Below are 17,037 nucleotides of genomic sequence, written 5' to 3'. Positions count from 1 at the left end.
TACCCAGGAAGGTCAGGACGGGGAGGGGGCGGAGTCGGCGAAGGCGATCTCCGGAGCGCCGCCGTGGTCGAACGGCAGGACGAAGCGGCGCGGCCACGACAGCACCCCCTCCAGCCACCCGGCCCCCATCGTCTGCCCCACGTGCCGCAACCGCGCCGACGACTCGACCCCGATCGCCACCGTCGTGATGTCCCGCTGCATCCCCTCGTTCTCGTCGTCCCCGAGGATGACCCGCCAGGCCAGCGCCCGGTTCCGGTCCACCTCCATCGACAGCGGGTGGTGCCGCAGCGCCTTGGCCCGGTGCCCGAGGAGCTCGGTGTGGACGAGGTCGGAGTTGGCGCCGTTGCCGTTCGAGGGCTGGCGGAAGAGGGCGTACTCCATGGGCGGCGCCGGGCTGCGCAGGTTGGGGGCGGGGTGGCCGTACGGGAAGAGCCTGTCCACCTCGTGCAGCCACCGGACCTGCGGGATCACCCACGACGCCCCCGGCCGTTCCCCGCCCCCGTCGAGGCCGGAGAGCAGGCGGGTGGCGGTCTCAGCGGCCTTCTCCGTGAGCAGGGCCGGGTCGAACCAGCTGCGCAGCGACCAGGCGCGCCGCTGCACCGAGCGTTCGGTCAGGGTCGCGAGCAGGCACTCCGCCCGCCGCGCCGGCAGGTCGGACCAGGCGGCGCCCAGGGCGCGCGGCACCCCGGGCAGCGGCCGGTTGCTGACGAAGGCGAGCACGACCGTGTCGCACCAGATCCGCAGCCAGGCCCACTCGGGGGCATCGGCGAGCACGTCGGCCTCGCGCAGCTCGACCAGCGTGCACGCCTGCCCGGTACGGCAGGTCGCGCCGCAGGCCGCGGACCGGCGGCCGCGGATGGGCGGCGGCGGGCCGGGCAGCACCTTCTCGCGGGCTTCCCCCAGCGGCACGCGGACCCGCAGCGGCCGGTCCATCCCGTCGGCGAAGACCGCCGCCGAGCCCGGCTGCAGGGAGACCACGTGGCGGGACTGCTCGTCGCTGAGATTCATGGCGGCGCCGACGAGCTTCCTGTCGTCCTCCGCCGGGAGCCGGTGCACGACCTTCAGCGCGGTGTTCTTGACGACGTCGGAGACGAGCTTGGTCGGGATCTGCTCGGCCACCACGATGCCCTCGCCGTACGCGCGGACCTCCGCCAGCAGGCCGGCCAGCAGCTCCACCGCGTGCGTGGAGGCCCGGCCGTGGCCGCGGTCGCGCAGCAGCCGGTGCGCCTCCTCGATCACGATGACGTGGCGCAGCCCGTGGGACTTCTCCCGGCGGGCCCGCATGCGCAGGTGCTCGACGATCCGGATGATCAGCGTGCCCATGAGGAACGCCTTGTCCTCGTCGTTGGCCACGTCCTCGATCGCCAGCACGACGTCCCGCTCCAGCAGGCCGCCGATGTCGGCGGGGTGGCCGCCCTCGAAGAAGCGCCCGGCCGAGCCGACCCGCAGGGACCGGAGCCTGAGCGAGATGAAGCCCTCGACGTCCGCCTGGACCTCGCGGCCGTAGCCGATCTCCTTGATCACGTCCATGGCGTGCTGCTGGAGCTGTTCGAGGGTCGGGACGCTGGGCGGGACGTTCGAACCCGGCACGGCGCCGCCGGTGACGACGTCCCAGCCGGTGGCCTCGTAGACGCGCTGCAGCGCCAGCGACATGATCTGCGGGAACGGCTCCTCGGCGTCGAACGCCGCCATGAACAGCGCCCTGACCATGTCGATGTGGGCCTGGACGGGGTAGCCGGGCTCGGGTTCGAGCGGGTTGATGCTGAACGGCACGCCGTCCGGCGCCGACGGGTTGATCACGGTGACCGTGTTCGACGGTCGCGCTCTCGACGGGTCCTCGCCGGTAACGCAGGCCGCCGCTCTCGAACCCTGTTCGCCGCTCCGGAGGTCGTCGAGGCGTCCGGCCATGGCGGCGTACTCGGACTTGGCGGGCTCGATGGCCAGCCACGGGATGCGGGCGCGGCTGAGCTGCTCCAGCAGGTGACGCACGGTCTGCGACTTGCCCGAGCCGGTCGCCCCGGTGACGAACGCGTGCCGGTTGAGCGTGGCCAGCGGCACCCGGAACGACCCGACCCCCCGGTCCTGCCCGTCGAGGATCTCGCCCAGCTCCAGCTCGCCGCCGTCGGCCTCGGAGGTCACGTCGAAGAAGCCCGACTCCAGCACGCGTACCCCCGGGACCTCCCTCCTGGGCAGCCCGGCCAGCGCCGCGAGGGCCCCGGCGGTGGCGGCGAACGGGGCGGCGGCGCCGTCGGACGGGTCCTGCATGGACATGGCGAGGGCCTCCGACAGCCCGTAGGCCGCGCCGTGCGAGCTGCGCAGCCGGTACGGGTGATGGCTCATCTCGACCGACCCGACCAGCACGGGAGCGATCTGCCGCAGCTCCTCGGCGGTGGCGCCCCCGGCCAGCACGCGTACGTTCCAGAGCCCCGCCTCCCTGAAGGAGTCCAGCTCCTGCATGCGCCGCTCGGCCCGCTCGGCGTCGAAACGGGACCGCTCGGAGGCGTCCCCGTACTGCCTGAGCACGTTGAGCTGGGTACGCAGGTGCGCGACCTCGGCGTCGAGCAGGTCGGTCGGCTCGGCCACCACCAGCCAGGCGAAAGGCCGCGACATCAACGTCACCAGCGTCGACTCGAACAGCGTCGGCCGCCGAAGCTCGTCCGGGTCGAACTCGCGCCCCTTGCTCCCCAGCGGCGGCGCCTGGCGGCCGGGGCACGGCGTCCACACCAGGTCGGCCAGGTCGGCGAGATACTCCTCGTCGAGCTGCACCCCGCGCGCCCCTCCTGGGAACAGCAGCGGCTGCGGCCCGCTCGGGCGGTCGGGCGCGTCGGTGGACCTGCGCGGCTGGCGCGGAGGCGACAACGGCCCGGCGTTGGTGATGAGCTCAAGCGGCGCGCCGGACCCCCGTGACAACCACCCGATGACGAACGGCCGGTCGCGTTGCGCCGCCGACAGCACCGCGGGCAGCACGGTGACGAAATCCCACTCCGCCGACGAGCTTCGCGAGGGCGCCGCGATCGACTGGATTCGATACCAGGGCCCACTCAGCGACACACTCGGCTGCATTTCATTCCCCCACAGACGGTTCTTTGTTAAATTCCGCCAACCGTCAGCTCGTCACGTTGACATTGACCATGTCATTGCCTGCCCTTGCGCCAGTCCAGGCGTGGCGGTGGTGGCCCGAGGTTCGGTGGGGGCTCCCCGTCGGTGTCCTGTGCCTGGGGGTCGAGCGCGAGCACGGCCTCGCGTACGTCCTCCAGCTCGCCGAGCGTGGTCTTGGGGAAGGTCAGGATGGCCGGGTTGGCGTCGGCGAGGCGTACGCGCCTGCCCTGGGCCGTGGCGTCGGTGACGATCACGGAGGTGGTGGGGAGCTGCTGGAGCTGGTGCGGCTCGACCAGGAACTCGCGAGAGCGCTGCAGCACCCGCTCCTTCTCCGAGATCTTGTCGGCGGTCCTGCCCCACTCGGTGGACTCGGTGATGTCGCCGGCCAGGTCCGCGAGGTTCTCGTCGCGGTCCTCCCGGTCGTCGTCCATCTGGGCGATCGTGGAGGTGTAGCCGCCGTCGAGGCCGGGCAGCGAGTCGCTGATCGTCTCGGTGAGCTGGGCCAGCTCCAGCCGGTGCTCGGTGCCCACGTGCTCGCTGGCGACCCGCGCGTCCTCGGCGTTGCCCAGCCGCATGAACGCCACCGCCGCGTGCCCCCTGCCGAGCCGCTCCCGCACGGTGGGGGTCAACGACCGATACGTCAGGACCAGTCCGGTACGGGAGGTCTCGCAGGCGTCCATCAGCCGGTCGAGCACGTCGCCCCTGAGCTTGTCCGCGCCCGCCACGATGATCGTGTGGTACCAGGGCCGGTCGGAGGCGGGTGACTGGCGCAGGATGTGGGTGAGCGCGGTGGCCACGTACGTGCCGAGCACCCGGTTGCCGAACGCGCCAGCCTGCCTGTCCATGCTCACCACCCGCAGCCGCGCGGGCGGCAGCCGCACGGCCTGCGTGCCGAGCGACTCCAGCTTGCGCAACTGCGACTCCAGCGCCCAGGCCCGCTCGATCACCACCCGCTCGCTCACCCCGCGGCCGAACAGCGTGCCGATGCGCTCCAGCTGGGTGGCCGTGATCAGCCCGAACCTCAGGTCGTCACGCGGGTCGCCCACCTGCGCGAGCGCCCGCAGCGCGGCCGTGACCTGGCTGATCGTGGCGTTCTCGCCGAGCACTTCGAGCACCCGCTCCAGGATCGCGTTGTCGAAGCTGAGGTCGCGCGTGGTGCGGTGCTCCTCGCTCACGCTCACCACGTGCGCCAGCACGTCCGCGAACGCCTCCGGCTTGAGCGTGGCGCCCAGGTCGAGCCTGGGCAGGTCGACCGGCAGCACCCAGACCAGCGGGTCGTCGCCGCCCTTGCGGGCCAGCTCGATCAGGTCCTTCGCTATCGCGCCCTCGGACAGGTCGAGCACGGTCAGATGGCCGCCGCTGTAGAGCCGCGTGGCGCCGAGCAGCGTGATCAGCGCCGACCAGCCGGGGAGCGTGCCACCCGCCACGTCGATGCGGTCGATCTCGTCCGGCACGGCGACGGCGTACCACGTGAGCTGCCGGTCGTGGCGCTCCTTGAGGTCCTGCCACTCGCGGTAGCGCTGGGCGTGCTCCTCCTGCGCGCGGAACAGCTCCTTGTCACGTTCCTCGCGCCGGCGTTCGTTCCTGGCCTGCTGCTCCAGCACGCGGTACTTGACCGCCCGGTCGCCCTGCAACAGCGCGTAACTGCAGATGCCCGCCACGCCCACGGTCGCGATGAGCCCGGCGATCGCGAACGACCACGCGAGGTAGCCCGCGATGCTCGCGGCCAGGATGAGCACGGCCAGCATCAGCATGAAGGCCCGGACGAGCCGCACGGGCTTGTTGAGGATGTCCTCCTGGAGCCGCTCGCGGCGCAGTAGATCGGGGTCGACGCGGCCGGGCGTGTCGGCGGGCTCCTCGAGCGGAGAGGGGCGCTTGGGCGGTGGGCCGGGGTCGGGGTGCAGCAGGATGTACTGCCAGCCCAGGTAGATGCGGTCCGCCTGGAGCTGGGCATGCTCGGGATGCACGTCCGTCACGTGACCCTCCGGCCGCCGATATGTCGTTAGGAGTAAGGGCCAACCCTTTCCGCTCCGTGACAGCGTATGAGCTTCGAGGCCCGTAGCGGCAGGGTTTCTCGGCAATTCTCCCAGTCCGATGGGAGTATTGCGGCAGATGGGACAAGCGAGACCTACTACCATCTTTGCCCATGACGGAACCCTCCGGCGCAAGCAGTGAAAAGCCCAGACGCCCGGTAGTGGTGCCCGCCGTCGCCCTGGTGGCGTTCACCGCCGTCGGCATCACCGCCCTTTTGGGCGGGCTGAGCGAGGCCCCTGAGGAGCCCGAGGCGCTGGGCCCGGGCTCGGTGCTCGATCAGGGCCTGTACTCCACCAAGTTCGTCGAGTCCCGCGTGACGGTGGAGAAGGCCAAGGGGACGTGGGACAAGGACAAGCGGTTCGTGGAGCTGGTCTTCGAGGTCACCAACAAGGGCGACGAGACCTACCAGGTCGGCCTGCCCCCGGTGAAGCTGGAACAGGCCTTCTCGAGCAACTCCTTCGCCGGCTCGCTGGTGAAGATCACTCCCGCCTTCCCCAAGGATTCGGGACCGTTCACGTTCGCGCAGGCCAAGGGCGGCGAGACCCGCCAGCTCCAGCCGGGGGTGACCAGTCAGGTCATCGTCCGCTATCGGCTCAACGACACCGAGCAGCCGCCGGAGAAGATCACCATGGACGTGGCGTCGTTCGAGTTCGAGCCCGCATGGAACACCAACGTCCCGCGCTGGCAGATGATCGCCAACGAGAGTCTCGAGAACTACAAGTTCTATCCCGAGATCAAGGCCCGGGTGACTCTTGCGGTCAAGAAGGGTGACGCAACGTGACCGTCACACAGCAAAGATCAACGGTCGCGCCAGGTCGCCGCAGCAGGAGGGCCGGCCGGGGACAGGGGATCGGCGCCCGGCTACTCAGCGTCATCGTCGGGCTGGTGCTGCTGGGCGGCGCCGTCTGGCTGCAGACGCTGCACATGACCGAGGGTGAGATCAGCGACCCGCTCACGTACACGGGCGCCAAGGGCGAGATCGTGGACGCCCGGCGGTTCTCCCTGCGGCTCGACTCGATCGTGGCCGCCAAGTCGATCCAGAGCAGCATGACGACGATCGGGACCGACGGCGTCTTCCTCATCGTCAACGTCTCGGCCAGGTCCAGCCTCAAGCCCTATCACCTGGCCCAGCCGGTGCTGCTGACCGCCGACGGGAAGCGGTTCGACGCCACCGACCGGGTGAACAACGACCTCACGATGGCCATGTCGTGGATGCAGCCGGACATCTGGCGGAGCGGGCGCTTCTTCTTCGAGGTGCCGCCGTCCGCGCTGCCGGGGGCGCACGTCGAGTTCGGGCTGAACGAGGGGTTCGTGGTGGAGCCGTACCAGCCGGAGGTCGAGGTGGATCTCGGCCTGGACGACGAGGGCGCGCGCAAGCTCGTGGCCTCGCCTCAGGACGTCTACTCGACCGACAAGAAGTGATCGCCAGATGAGCACGAACGAGCGCGACTGGTTCTCGCCCAGGAACGACCCGCGGCGCGAGGACGATCAGGCACCGCCCCCGCCCAGCGTGGAGCCTCCCCCTGGCCTCGCCGCCCCCTCAGGCCACGGCAACCCGCCGCCCGCCCAGGGGCAGCGCTCCGGGCACGGCCTGCCTCCCGTGCACGACCCGCGCCTGGATGAGGAGCCGTCGCCCGAGACCGCGCCGATCCCCCGGGTGCCGTCGGCGGGTGACCTGCCAGGCCACCACGGACGCCATGGCGGCCGCGGAACGCCGCCTCCGAGCCACGACGCGCTGGAGGGGCGGCCGGGCGGGCCGCCGGTGGCGATGGGCCGGCCGGACGCGCCCCACGAGCCCATGGGCTGGCCCGGCGCACACCAGGAGGCCACGGGCCGGCCCAGTGCGCCTCAGGAGGCCCTGGAGTGGCCCAGCGCGCCGCAACAAGGCCCGGCGCACGCCCAGAGCCCCCAGAGCCCCACGCACGCCCAGGGCCCCGCAGACGCCCAAGGCCGGCCGTACGCCCCGGGCCCGGCACACGCCCAGGGCCCGGCGCAAGGGCACGGCCCGGCGCACGCCCGAGGCCCGGCGCACGACCAGGGCCCGGCACATGCGCAAGGCCCGGCATACGACCAGGGCCCGGCACACGCGCAAGGCCCGACGCACGACCAGGGACCGGCGCATGCGCGAGGCCCGCAGCGGCGGCCGGGGTTGCCGCCTCGCCCCACCCCGCAGCAGCCGCGTGCCCGGCACGCCGCCCAGGCCGACCAGCAGGTGTGGCCCCCGGCCTCCCGCGAGCCCGTAGGCGGCGCTACGCAGCCCCTGCCGGCCGTCCAGGTCCCCATGTCCATGTCGCCCCAGCAGGGCGCCACCACGCCGGTTCCTCGACACCAGAACCCCCTTCCGCCCGACCGGGCGCCGCAGGAGGCCCACGAGGCGCCCGGGCCGGAGACGGCGTCCGGCGCCCCGCAGGATTCCCCGCCCGGGGAGCGGCGGGAAGCCGCCCCCGGGGGACGCAGGAAGCGCACGGTGCTGGTCGCCGTGGCCGCCGTCGTCGTGTCGCTGGTCACCGTGGGCGTCCAGTCGTACGACGGCTACCTCTTCTTCGAGAAGACCACCACCAAGGAGACCAAGGAGACCGTCGTCCCGGTCGGCCAGGCGGCCAGGGTGAAGAACATCGAGTGGCGGGCCACGGTCACGCGCATCAAGATGCCCGAGGGCCTCCCGTACGGCCCCGAGGTGACCGCGCTGCGGGTGGACATCACCAAGAAGGTCCTCGACGCGGGCAGCGCCACCAAGACCGGCCTGTTCACCGAGGCCAAGCTGGAGGACCGGACCGGCCGCACCTGGGTCGTGAACATCGACCAGCAGACCTCCGATCGGCCGACGGACCGGCTGGAGGTCGGCAAGGAGTACAAGATCCTGGCGGCGGCGGTGGTGCCGACCGCGGTGGCGAACGAGGTCGAGCTGTCCTTGAGACCCAGCAACTACCGCTCCGACACGCCCACGGCGGACCTCTTCAAGCGGGACACCGTGAGCAAGCTGGAGGGCGACGTGGACGTCCTGCGGTTCAAGCGGCGCTGACCGGCCGCCCCGGGGACGGGCTCAGACGTCGTCGAACGGCTCGCCGTTGAGGCGGGCCCTGGTGGCCGCGATGTCGTACGTGGCCGCCAGCAGCGCCATCGTGAGCACGGCCACGATCATCTCGCGCACGAAGCTCAGCGGCGGCCCCTGGAACATCCACACCCACTCCTGCTGGGTGCCGATGAGCCAGCGCAGCCCGCGCTCGGCGTACTCCCCGGCCACCAGCAGGCCCACGTAGCACAGGCACATCATGCCGAACAGCGGGGCACCGGCCTTGACCACCATCCGCAGGGAGTTGGCCAGCGGCAGCCAGCGGTCCCTGAACCCGCCGGTGAGCTGGTCGAACGACTTCTGCGTGAGGTCATGGGAGCCCTCCAGCCGGTCCACGCTCCTCTCCAGGCGGGTGCCCTTGACCAGGGCGCGGGTCTCGTCGGAGTAGGAGCCGAAGACGAGCATCGCCACGGTGAGCCAGGCCAGCGGGACGGCGACGGCGTCGAGGAAGAACGGCCAGACATCGCCGAAGAAACCGGTGACGTTCTCCCACAGCGGCACGTTCTTCTGCGCCTCGGCCCAGAGCTCCTCCGTGCCGGCGACCACGTTGCGGTGCGCGACCCAATCGGAGCGCGCGGTGCCGATGTAGAGGGTGGCGTTCAGGCCGTAGAAGACGAAGGCGAACTCCGAGAAGGCGGCGCAGAAGCCGTAGAACCTACCCTTGCCCCCGGTCTTCTCCAGGAGCTTGGCGAAGAGCAGCTTCAGCCCGAACATGGCGGCCATCGCCCCCAGCGACACCCGCCAGTCAAGGTCCGTGAGCCCCCGGCCGACCTGGGACTGCTCCCCGAAGAAGGACTGGTCCAGCTGGTCGTAGATGTGGTGGAACATGTCCATCTGGTAGACGTCCCTGGCGTCCTCCCTCTGGAACCCCCACGCCAGGTAGAGCACGGCGAAGGCCGGGGCCACCCGGTCGAGCACCCGGAAGAAACGCTCGTCCCGCATGCCCTCCCCGGTCCTCGCGCGCATCTCCCACAGGGCGTTGCGCAGGGAGTACAGCATGCCGGCGGTGACCGTCATCACCGACAGGATGATCAACGTGAGGAACGTCATCACGAGGACCAGGCGGATCTGCCGGAAGTCGCCGTAGGCGACCTCCGTGGCGGCGTACAGCAGGGCGTAGCGCGTCAGCTGGCCGGCGGCGTACCAGAGGATCAGGGGCAGGGCGCATTTCCCCGCCAACCGGAGGGCGTGCAGGGGAAGCGAGTACGGCGACGGCATCCCCTGAGCCGACGTTGGCCCAGGTCGGGGAGGTGCCGCCACACCTGTCGAACCGGACATCTGCAGAATCGTAGCGGTCTGTCCCTTGTGTCGCAGCAGCAACCCCAGAAAGCGCGTTTCAGTGCGGGTGTGGTCCCTGGGCAGTGACAAAAGAATTATCGGCGGGGAAATGGCGGTCACGAGGCGCGGCGCGTGCCATTGCACTATGGAGCCGCGGCCCGCACTCGACGCCGATCCCCACGTCGTGGGAGATCGCCTCCGGCGGTTGCGGCACGAGCGCGGCGTGTCGCTGTCGGAGCTCGCCAGGCGCGCGGGCATGGACAGGGACGTCCTGTCGGACCTCGAAACCGGCAAGATCGACGCGTCGGCGGAGGTGCTCTGGGCGATCACCGCCCAGCTCGGGGTGCCGATCGGGGCGATACTCGACGCGCCGCCCGAACAGCAGATCATGCGGGGCCGGGCGATGGAGGCCGAGCTGCTGGAGGTGTTCGAGGACGACCGGGTCACGTACGAGCTCTACCGGGTGATCGTCCCGCCGGGCCTCACCCAGACCTCGCCCGCCCACCACGAGGGCGTGAGCGAGCACGTCACGGTCTTCACCGGCACGCTCAGCGCGGGCCCCATGCGCGAGCCGCTCACGGCCGGACCGGGCGACCACATCTCGTGGATCTCCGACGTGCCGCACGGCTACCGCGCGCACGGCCCCGACGTCGTACGCGCCACCCTCCTCATGCGCTACCCGATCAAGCCCTGAGCGCCGGCGGGCCGGCACGTGCGGCACGGCCGGTAGCCGGCGGCCCTGGCCTGGGCGACTGTGCGGAAGCCGTGCCGGTGCCGCGGCGTGATGCGCCGGGCGTTGTGACAGGTCGGGAAGCAGACCACGCCCGTGGTGTCGCTGGCCAGGTAGAACACCCGGTCCCCGGCCAGCTCCCGCACCCGCTCCAGGTCGGCGCCCTCGGCCAGCAGCAGCCGTTCCTTGGCCGCCGGGCCGAACACGTAGTCCCCCACGACGCCGTCCGACCGCGTGACGCGGTGACACGGGATGAGCAGCGGCACGGGGTTGCGGCCGAGCGCCGTGCCCACCGCGCGCACCGCCCCGGGCCGGCCGATCCGCTCCGCGATCCACGAGTACGGCCTGACCTCGCCGCGCGGGATCGTCCGGGCCGTCTCCAGCACGTCGCGCTGGAAGTCGCTCAGCCCGCGCAGGTCCAGCCGCACCTTGCCCAGGCGGCCCGTGCGCAGCGCGGGCAGCAGCCCGGCGGGCGGACGTCCGGCGGGCAGCAGCGGGCGGGCGAATCGCCTCCTGAACGCCTCGGCGAACCCGTCACCCGAGTGCACGTAGGCCACGCCCTGGTCAGTGAACGCGACCCGCAGCTCCCCTATCGGGCTCGGGACGCTCACCCAGCGGGCGGCGATCCGGTCGAGCAGCCCTCCGGGCGCGTCGGCGGCCAGGGCCGCCAGCCCCGCCAGCAGCCCGTCGGACGCCCGGCCGGTGGACAGTGGATCGTGGGTCATCGGGCACCTCCCAGTGCGCGTAGCCGCCGCAGCCCCCGCGACACGTGCGACTTGACCGTGCCCTGGGGGATTTTGAGCACGGTGGCGATCTCGCTGACCGGCAGGTCGACGACGTGCCTGAGCACCACCGCGACCCGCTGCTCCTCGGGCAACTGGCCGAGCAGCCCGGCCAACTCGTCGCCGGTCTCGCGCAGCACCGCGGCCTCCTCGACGTCCTGACCTGGGTCGGCCTCTTCGACCGGCTGGTCCTGCAGCTCCGGTGGCGGCTTGCGGGACCTTTTCCTGGCGCAGTTGCGCCAGATGTTCATCAGGATCGTCATCAGCCAGGCGCGCGGCTGGAGCGTCGCGATGCGGTCACGCTCGTATCCGGCCAGCGCCCGATAAGCGCGCAGGAACGCCTCCGCGGTGAGATCCTCGGCGTCGGCCCAGCGCCCGCTCAGCCGCAGCGCGGTCGAGAAGACCAGGCCGCGGTAGGCGCCGTACAGCTCGGCGAACCCCTCGTCGAGGTCGTCGAGCAGCGCCTTGCGCACCGGGTCTGGACAGTCGGTTTCTCTCACACCGGCTACAACACCGCCGCGCCCGGATCCGTTGCAGCCAAAAGACCCGCGTCCGGCAGGACGCGGGTCTTTTTACGTCAGCGGGCTCAGACGGCGACCGCGAGCGAGGAGACCTCGCCCAGCTTGGCCTCCACCTTGATGTCCCTGGTGACGCCGCCGCCCGCGATGATGCGGACGGTCCAGTCGCCGGGGGCGGCGAAGAAGCGGAAGACGCCCTCGTCGGACACCACGACTTCGCCGGTGAACTCGCCGGAGTGGTCGAGCAGACGCGCGTACGCCGTGCCGGCGCCGGTCACCACGCCCTGGATCACGGCCTGGGTGGACAGGTCGATCCCGGCGGGCAGAGCGATCGTCTGCTCCGGCGCTCCGCAACCCTGTGCAGTCGTCATCAGCGGGCCTCTCCCAGCTCGATCGGCACGCCCACGAGCGAGCCGTACTCGGTCCACGAACCGTCGTAGTTCTTCACGTTGTCCTGCTCGAGCAGCTCGTGCAGCACGAACCAGGTGTGCGCCGAACGCTCGCCGATGCGGCAGTAGGCGATGGTGTTCTTGCCGAAGTCGACCCCGGCCTCGCCGTAGAGCGTGCGCAGGTCGTCGTCGGACTTGAACGTGCCGTCGTCGTTGGCGGCCTTGGACCACGGGATGTTGCGGGCGGTGGGCACGTGGCCGGCGCGCTGCGCCTGCTCCTGCGGGAGGTGCGCGGGAGCGAGCAGCTTGCCGGTGAACTCGTCGGGCGAGCGCACGTCGACCAGGTTGAGCTTGCCGATGGCGGAGACCACGTCGTCGCGGAAGGCGCGGATCTTGGCGTCCTGCTCCTGCGCCACGTACTGCGTCTTGGCCCGCTCCGGCACGTCACGAACCAGCTCGCGGGAGTCGAGCTCCCACTTCTTGCGCCCGCCGTCGAGCAGCTTGACGTTCTCGTGGCCGTAGAGCTTGAAGTACCAGTACGCGTAGGCGGCGAACCAGTTGTTGTTGCCGCCGTAGAGCACGACGGTGTCGTCGTTGGAGATGCCACGGTCGGACAGCAGGGCCTCGAAACCGGTCTGGTCCACGAAGTCGCGGCGCACCGGGTCCTGCAGGTCCTGTCGCCAGTCGACCTTCACGGCGCCACGGATGTGGCCTTTGTCGTAGGCGCTGACGTCTTCGTCGACCTCGACGAGGACGACCCCGGGGGTGTCGAGGTTGGCCTCGACCCAGTCGGCGTCCACCAGGGCGGCGGAGCGGCTCATTTGGAAACCTCCATTTTGGCGGCGGGCAGTAGACGGCGAATGAGCAGGTACATCTCGCAGCCAAGGCAGAATCCGAAGGCTGCGTTGAGGAAGGCGGCGAGGAGAGCCGCAGCCGTGGCCACGAGGGCCAGCGGCGTGATCCCGGTGAGATATCCGACCAGGCCCGCGACCGCGAAGACCAGCCCCACCGCCTGCGCGAAACGCGGCGGGCGGGCATCCTCGGTCTCCTTGGGCGCGCTCTTGACGAGCGAGCGGAAGAGCATCGTGTACGGCGAGCGCGACACGACTCCGAGTGCGAAGACCACCGCCTGGACGGCGAGGAGCCAAACACTCCCCGTCACCAGGACGAGGGCGAGTACCAGGGTGGTGATGGCCGCGCCGAGGCGCAGCGCTCTAGGGTCGGCACGCATCGCGGGATGCTCCTGAAGGGTCGATGGGGCGGACCGGATGTCCGCGGGATCGTCCTCAGGCAGCGCGACAGAGCGCGGTGGTCACGCGGCAGAAATCAACCGCGCGCCGCTTCGTGAGCAGCTCTGTCGTTGGGTTCATGCCGAAGACACTACTCGGCGTCTCGTCATCTGTCACATCTCGTCCGGTTGCTGAGACGATTCGTGAGACGGCGGCGGCGACACGGCGGCGGCGAGGGCCGCCAGGACGTCCGCCTTGCGGGGCTGGCCGGCGGCCCTTTTCACGATCTTTCCGCTGGTGTCGAGCACGAGGACCGTCGGCGTGCGCATGACGTCCAGCCGCCGTACGAGGTCCAGCCGGGACTCGGCGTCGATCTCGACGTGGGTCACCCCCGGCACGATCCCGCTGACGTCGGCCAGGATCCGCCTGGTCGCCCGGCACGGCTGGCAGAACGCGGTGGAGAACTGCACCAGCGTCGCCCGCTCGCCCAGCCCGGCGCCGAGGTCGGCCTCGGACAGCCGGTCGCCACCCGTGTCACGCACCCGTCCGTCGCGGCGCAGGCGAACCACCCCGATCACAGAACCGAGCGCCAGGGTCGCCAGCGCCACCCACCAACCAGTCATCGACTCATGCAACCACGCGAGCCCGCGTTTACTTCCGCACCGGGATCTTGATGAGCACCTTCTCCTTCTGATCGACCACGTAGAACGCGGCGATCTCCGACATCGGCAGCGTCGTCGACCGTTTGAAGACGGCCTTGTCCTGGTACGCCTCCCGGCTGACCGTCCAGCTCTCCGTCAGGTCGCGCCGCCCGTCGGCGGCCACGACGAGGAGGCTGCAGGTCGAGTCGACGGGCACGCCCCGCACGCTCACGTCCAGCTCCGTGCCGCCGTCGCCGGGCCAGGCCGACACCGTGGCGTGGTAACCCTCGGCCCGGTTCACGCCGGAGAACTTCAGGCCCTCCGCCGTCTTGAACGGCGACGCGCTCGGGGCCTTGGTGGGCCGCTTGGGCATGGCCGACGGCTCGGCCAGGCGGCTCAGCGGCGCCTGGTCGCTCTGCGCGGCCGAATCCCGCGCACCCTCCGGTGACCCGGTCTGCGCGCTTCCCGCCTCCTGGGTGGACATGGGGGCCGCCGCGGCGGACGTCTGCTGCTGCTGCGCGCTGCTGTTCACGACCGTCACGATCGTGCCGCCGAGCGCCAGCACCGCGACGGAGGCGGCCGCCACCAGCAGCAGCCGGCCGCGCCTGTTCCGTTTGGCGCGGGCGTTCAGCAGCCGGTCGAGCACCTGCCGCGGCGGGCTTGCCACCAGCTCCACGTCGCGTTCGGACACCTTGCCAAGAAAGGAGGCCACGCCTTCGAGGTCGAGCAGCTCACGGCCGCACTCCTCGCAGGTCGCCAGGTGGTGGTCGATCTCCAGCGCCTCGTCGGGGTCGAGCGCGCCCAGCGCGTGCGCGCCCAGGGCGAGCCTTACCTCCTCGCACGTCATCATGGCGCCAACCCCCGCTCTTCGAGGGCCAGTTTGAGCGCCCGCAACGCGTAGTAGGTGCGCGATTTGACCGTGCCCGGCGGTATGCCCAGCGTCGCCGACGCCTCCTTCACCGATCGCCCCCGATAGTAGACCTCCAGCAGCACCTCACGGTGCTCCTGCCTGAGCGCGGCCAGCGCCTCGGCCACCGCCCACGACTCGACGGCGCGTTCCAGGTCGTCGTCCGCCGGCAGGACGGCCAGCGCCTCGTCCCCGGTCTCCTGCGGTCTGGCCTTCTTGGCCCGATGCTGGTCGACGACGAGATTGCGGGCCACCGTGAACAGCCACGCGCGCACCGGCCGCCCCGTGAGGGCGTCGGGATGTCGCCAGGCCCGCAACAGGGTCTCCTGCACGACATCCTCCGCCCGCATGGAATCACCGGTCAGCCGCAGGACGTAGCCGTAGAGTGGCCCGGCATGCTCGTCGAAGAGGGTCCTCACGAGTTCCTCGTCCGCGGTGCCGGCTGTGCTCACACCCTCTTCACGTACATCCGGCCGGACCGGTTCAGAGTCATCCACGGATCGGCACGTCAGACGCTTCGGCCGAGAACTCCAATCCATCGGCCACGCTTTTGACCCCGGTCACCTTCACGTCGAAGGGCAGCTTGCCCTTGAACGGGATCGTGTAGGAGACGAGCTGCGCGAGCTGGTCGGGCACGCCCTCGATCTTCTCGGCCCGGATCTTGATGCCGCCGTCGGCCAGCTCGACCCGCATCTCGGCGTTGAACTTCACCTTCTGCACCCCGACCGTCACCTCACCCGACGCCGTGAGCCGGTTCCCGTTGCCGCCGATCTTGACGCCACGGGGGGCGTACTTGTCGATCGTCGCCCTGGTCAGGGTGCCGCTGACGGTCACGCGCCCGGCCTTGATGTTGGCTCTGTTCTGCAGGACGTCCGCCAGGGGCGCCGTCACGTCATAGGCGGCGCCCCGGAGGTTCTTGACCGGCACGCCACCATAGGTGAAGGTGCCGAGATCGAACCGTACCTCGGGATAGCGCCCGGAGACGGCCTGAGTGAGAAAAGGGATGCCCTCGATCGTCACGGTCGGCTTGCCCGAAAGGTCGGACGCGGCCGCGATGCGGTTCGCGAGGTCGCGCTCCACCCCGGCCACGGCGACCCGGTCGACGGCGACAAGGAGAATGACCAGCACGATCAGGAAAATGATCAGCTTCCGCATGGGGCTCCCTGTCTGTGGCGGGGGTCAAGAGCCTATCGACTGGCCTCCCTCATTCCCCCACGAAGCGGTTCCTCACCCGCCGGCGAACGGCGGCAGCACCTCCACGGTCGCCCCGTCCGCGAGAACGACCTCGTCATGAGGGCGTCTGCCGACCGGGGAGCCGTCCACGAGGAACGAGCAACGCCTCACCACACGTGCCAGATCTGCATGGTTTTGTGTGATTTTCGTCATGAGTTCACCAAGAGTGGCCGCGTCGAACGGCTCCTCCGCCACCCCGGCCGCCTCCTTCGCCGCAGCCCAATAACGTACTTTTCCCGTGGCCATGGGCACCTCACAATCGCTTTCCGGTCTATTGTGCGTCGCCCTTAACAAGGTTGTTTCGGGAGACGCGCTGTTCATCTGCTGGACGCGCAATGGACGCCACTTACTCGTGGGATATCCTCACCTACGGGACCTGGGCGACGTAGCCCCCGGGTCCTTGCGTGTTTGAGGAGGCCGTAATGAGCAACCTGCTCCTGCTGACCAACGCCCTCGAGCCGTCCGCCGAGGTGCTTCCGGCGCTGGGCTTGCTGCTCCACTCGGTCCGGGTCTCGCCCGCTGAGGCGTCCGCGCTGATCGACACCCCTCCCGCCGACGCCGTCCTCGTCGACGCGCGGAAGGAGCTCGTGCAGGCCAAGAGCCTGTGCCGGTTGATCCGCACGACCGGCATCGACTGCCCGCTCCTGGTGATCGTGACCGAGGGCGGGCTGGCCGCGATGACCGCCGAGTGGGGCGTGGACGACGTGCTGCTCGACAGCGCGGGCCCGGCCGAGGTGGAGGCGCGCCTGCGCATGGCCACGGGCCGCATCTCCCAGGCCGCCACGGAGGACGTGCCCGACGAGATCCGCAGCGGCGACCTGTCGATCGACGAGGCCACCTACACCGCGCGGCTGCGCGGCCGGGTGCTCGACCTCACGTTCAAGGAGTTCGAGCTGCTGAAATACCTCGCCCAGCACCCGGGCAGGGTCTTCACCCGCGCCCAGCTGCTGCAGGAGGTCTGGGGTTACGACTACTTCGGCGGCACCAGGACGGTCGACGTCCACGTGCGGCGGCTGCGCGCCAAGCTCGGCACCGAGTACGAGTCCCTCATCGGGACGGTCCGCAACGTCGGCTACCGCTTCGTCCCCGACCGGCAGGACAGCGCCGCCGTCTGATCGTTGACA

18 protein-coding genes are annotated in these 17,037 nt (G+C 70.6%); 5 read left to right on the top strand and 13 right to left on the bottom strand.

Annotated elements, in window-relative coordinates:
* Nucleotides 1-12 precede the first annotated feature (12 nt).
* The gene (locus ACIBQ1_RS55345) at nt 13-3,063 is read right to left on the bottom strand and encodes an ATP-binding protein (RefSeq protein WP_397290959.1); all 3,051 of its coding nucleotides are present in this window, start codon (nt 3,061-3,063) and stop codon (nt 13-15) included.
* Nucleotides 3,064-3,134: 71 nt separating this feature from the next.
* Nucleotides 3,135-5,075: a hypothetical protein gene (locus tag ACIBQ1_RS55340; protein WP_397290957.1), complete on the bottom strand. Its 1,941-nt coding sequence runs from the start codon at nt 5,073-5,075 to the stop codon at nt 3,135-3,137.
* Nucleotides 5,076-5,245: 170 nt separating this feature from the next.
* On the opposite strand from ACIBQ1_RS55340, the gene ACIBQ1_RS55335 reads away from it, so the two are divergent.
* From ACIBQ1_RS55335 to ACIBQ1_RS55325, 3 genes are read left to right on the top strand one after another with little or no spacing between them, the layout of a single operon-like run.
* Nucleotides 5,246-5,914 carry a hypothetical protein gene (locus tag ACIBQ1_RS55335; protein ID WP_397290955.1) on the top strand — a complete coding sequence of 223 codons (669 nt, stop codon included), beginning with the start codon at nt 5,246-5,248 and terminating at the stop codon, nt 5,912-5,914.
* On the top strand, nt 5,911-6,555 hold the full coding sequence (locus ACIBQ1_RS55330; RefSeq protein WP_397290953.1) for a hypothetical protein: 645 nt from the start codon (nt 5,911-5,913) through the stop codon (nt 6,553-6,555). The genes ACIBQ1_RS55335 and ACIBQ1_RS55330 overlap by 4 nt, the downstream gene beginning before the upstream one ends.
* A gap of 7 nt (nt 6,556-6,562) precedes the next feature.
* Nucleotides 6,563-8,155, top strand: coding sequence for a hypothetical protein (locus ACIBQ1_RS55325; RefSeq protein WP_397290951.1), 1,593 nt, complete (start codon nt 6,563-6,565; stop codon nt 8,153-8,155).
* A 21-nt stretch (nt 8,156-8,176) separates the two neighbouring features.
* On the opposite strand, the gene ACIBQ1_RS55320 is transcribed toward ACIBQ1_RS55325, so the two are convergent.
* Complete coding sequence (locus ACIBQ1_RS55320) at nt 8,177-9,424, bottom strand: hypothetical protein (protein WP_397290949.1); 1,248 nt, start codon at nt 9,422-9,424, stop codon at nt 8,177-8,179.
* A 205-nt stretch (nt 9,425-9,629) separates the two neighbouring features.
* Between ACIBQ1_RS55320 and ACIBQ1_RS55315 the strand changes: the two genes are divergently transcribed.
* A complete protein-coding gene (locus tag ACIBQ1_RS55315; protein WP_397290947.1) occupies nt 9,630-10,178 on the top strand; it encodes a helix-turn-helix domain-containing protein in 549 nt (182 codons plus the stop codon).
* Here the strand turns inward: ACIBQ1_RS55315 and ACIBQ1_RS55310 are convergent.
* From ACIBQ1_RS55310 to ACIBQ1_RS55265, 10 genes are all read right to left on the bottom strand, one after another.
* Nucleotides 10,160-10,939, bottom strand: a complete 780-nt coding sequence (locus tag ACIBQ1_RS55310) for a methylated-DNA--[protein]-cysteine S-methyltransferase (protein ID WP_397290945.1) — start codon at nt 10,937-10,939, stop codon at nt 10,160-10,162. The two genes, ACIBQ1_RS55315 and ACIBQ1_RS55310, sit on opposite strands and share 19 nt — an antisense overlap.
* Nucleotides 10,936-11,496, bottom strand: a complete 561-nt coding sequence (locus ACIBQ1_RS55305; RefSeq protein ID WP_397290943.1) for an RNA polymerase sigma factor — start codon at nt 11,494-11,496, stop codon at nt 10,936-10,938. The genes ACIBQ1_RS55310 and ACIBQ1_RS55305 overlap by 4 nt, the downstream gene beginning before the upstream one ends.
* A gap of 86 nt (nt 11,497-11,582) precedes the next feature.
* Complete coding sequence (locus ACIBQ1_RS55300) at nt 11,583-11,885, bottom strand: DUF1416 domain-containing protein (RefSeq protein WP_355391046.1); 303 nt, start codon at nt 11,883-11,885, stop codon at nt 11,583-11,585.
* Complete coding sequence (locus tag ACIBQ1_RS55295; RefSeq protein WP_397290941.1) at nt 11,885-12,724, bottom strand: sulfurtransferase; 840 nt, start codon at nt 12,722-12,724, stop codon at nt 11,885-11,887. The genes ACIBQ1_RS55300 and ACIBQ1_RS55295 overlap by 1 nt, the downstream gene beginning before the upstream one ends.
* Entirely contained in the window at nt 12,721-13,134 is a 414-nt protein-coding gene (locus tag ACIBQ1_RS55290) for a DUF4395 domain-containing protein (protein WP_397290939.1), read from the bottom strand. The genes ACIBQ1_RS55295 and ACIBQ1_RS55290 overlap by 4 nt, the downstream gene beginning before the upstream one ends.
* 171 nt (nt 13,135-13,305) lie before the next feature.
* Nucleotides 13,306-13,755 (bottom strand): thioredoxin family protein, encoded by a 450-nt coding sequence (locus ACIBQ1_RS55285; RefSeq protein WP_397290937.1) that lies wholly within the window; start codon nt 13,753-13,755, stop codon nt 13,306-13,308.
* Between the two features lie 28 nt (nt 13,756-13,783).
* Entirely contained in the window at nt 13,784-14,623 is an 840-nt protein-coding gene (locus ACIBQ1_RS55280; protein ID WP_397290935.1) for an anti-sigma factor family protein, read from the bottom strand.
* Nucleotides 14,620-15,132 carry a sigma-70 family RNA polymerase sigma factor gene (locus ACIBQ1_RS55275; RefSeq protein ID WP_397290933.1) on the bottom strand — a complete coding sequence of 171 codons (513 nt, stop codon included), beginning with the start codon at nt 15,130-15,132 and terminating at the stop codon, nt 14,620-14,622. Before ACIBQ1_RS55275 ends, ACIBQ1_RS55280 begins: the two co-directional genes overlap by 4 nt.
* Before the next feature lie 37 nt (nt 15,133-15,169).
* Entirely contained in the window at nt 15,170-15,835 is a 666-nt protein-coding gene (locus ACIBQ1_RS55270; RefSeq protein WP_397290931.1) for a DUF2993 domain-containing protein, read from the bottom strand.
* Nucleotides 15,836-15,907: 72 nt separating this feature from the next.
* Nucleotides 15,908-16,159 carry a MoaD/ThiS family protein gene (locus ACIBQ1_RS55265; RefSeq protein ID WP_397290929.1) on the bottom strand — a complete coding sequence of 84 codons (252 nt, stop codon included), beginning with the start codon at nt 16,157-16,159 and terminating at the stop codon, nt 15,908-15,910.
* 176 nt (nt 16,160-16,335) lie between these two features.
* Between ACIBQ1_RS55265 and ACIBQ1_RS55260 the strand changes: the two genes are divergently transcribed.
* Nucleotides 16,336-17,028 (top strand): response regulator transcription factor, encoded by a 693-nt coding sequence (locus ACIBQ1_RS55260; protein WP_355391069.1) that lies wholly within the window; start codon nt 16,336-16,338, stop codon nt 17,026-17,028.
* Nucleotides 17,029-17,037 lie beyond the last annotated feature (9 nt).

The organism is Nonomuraea sp. NPDC050153 (assembly GCF_044460125.1).
Taxonomy (GTDB): Bacteria; Actinomycetota; Actinomycetes; order Streptosporangiales; family Streptosporangiaceae; genus Nonomuraea.
Note: the sequence above shows the minus strand (reverse complement) of the source record. Positions and strands in the feature narration are given on the sequence as shown.

Bases quoted from the DNA above. Each gene is read 5' to 3' on its own strand.
- ACIBQ1_RS55345 (WP_397290959.1), bottom strand. From the start codon at position 3,063: ATGCAGCCGAGTGTGTCGCTGAGTGGGCCCTGGTATCGAATCCAGTCG.
- ACIBQ1_RS55335 (WP_397290955.1), top strand. From the start codon at position 5,246: ATGACGGAACCCTCCGGCGCAAGCAGTGAAAAGCCCAGACGCCCGGTA.
- ACIBQ1_RS55325 (WP_397290951.1), top strand. From the start codon at position 6,563: ATGAGCACGAACGAGCGCGACTGGTTCTCGCCCAGGAACGACCCGCGG.
- ACIBQ1_RS55320 (WP_397290949.1), bottom strand. From the start codon at position 9,424: ATGCCGTCGCCGTACTCGCTTCCCCTGCACGCCCTCCGGTTGGCGGGG.
- ACIBQ1_RS55315 (WP_397290947.1), top strand. From the start codon at position 9,630: ATGGAGCCGCGGCCCGCACTCGACGCCGATCCCCACGTCGTGGGAGAT.
- ACIBQ1_RS55310 (WP_397290945.1), bottom strand. From the start codon at position 10,939: ATGACCCACGATCCACTGTCCACCGGCCGGGCGTCCGACGGGCTGCTG.
- ACIBQ1_RS55300 (WP_355391046.1), bottom strand. From the start codon at position 11,885: ATGACGACTGCACAGGGTTGCGGAGCGCCGGAGCAGACGATCGCTCTG.
- ACIBQ1_RS55295 (WP_397290941.1), bottom strand. From the start codon at position 12,724: ATGAGCCGCTCCGCCGCCCTGGTGGACGCCGACTGGGTCGAGGCCAAC.
- ACIBQ1_RS55290 (WP_397290939.1), bottom strand. From the start codon at position 13,134: ATGCGTGCCGACCCTAGAGCGCTGCGCCTCGGCGCGGCCATCACCACC.
- ACIBQ1_RS55285 (WP_397290937.1), bottom strand. From the start codon at position 13,755: ATGACTGGTTGGTGGGTGGCGCTGGCGACCCTGGCGCTCGGTTCTGTG.
- ACIBQ1_RS55280 (WP_397290935.1), bottom strand. From the start codon at position 14,623: ATGATGACGTGCGAGGAGGTAAGGCTCGCCCTGGGCGCGCACGCGCTG.
- ACIBQ1_RS55270 (WP_397290931.1), bottom strand. From the start codon at position 15,835: ATGCGGAAGCTGATCATTTTCCTGATCGTGCTGGTCATTCTCCTTGTC.
- ACIBQ1_RS55265 (WP_397290929.1), bottom strand. From the start codon at position 16,159: ATGGCCACGGGAAAAGTACGTTATTGGGCTGCGGCGAAGGAGGCGGCC.
- ACIBQ1_RS55260 (WP_355391069.1), top strand. From the start codon at position 16,336: ATGAGCAACCTGCTCCTGCTGACCAACGCCCTCGAGCCGTCCGCCGAG.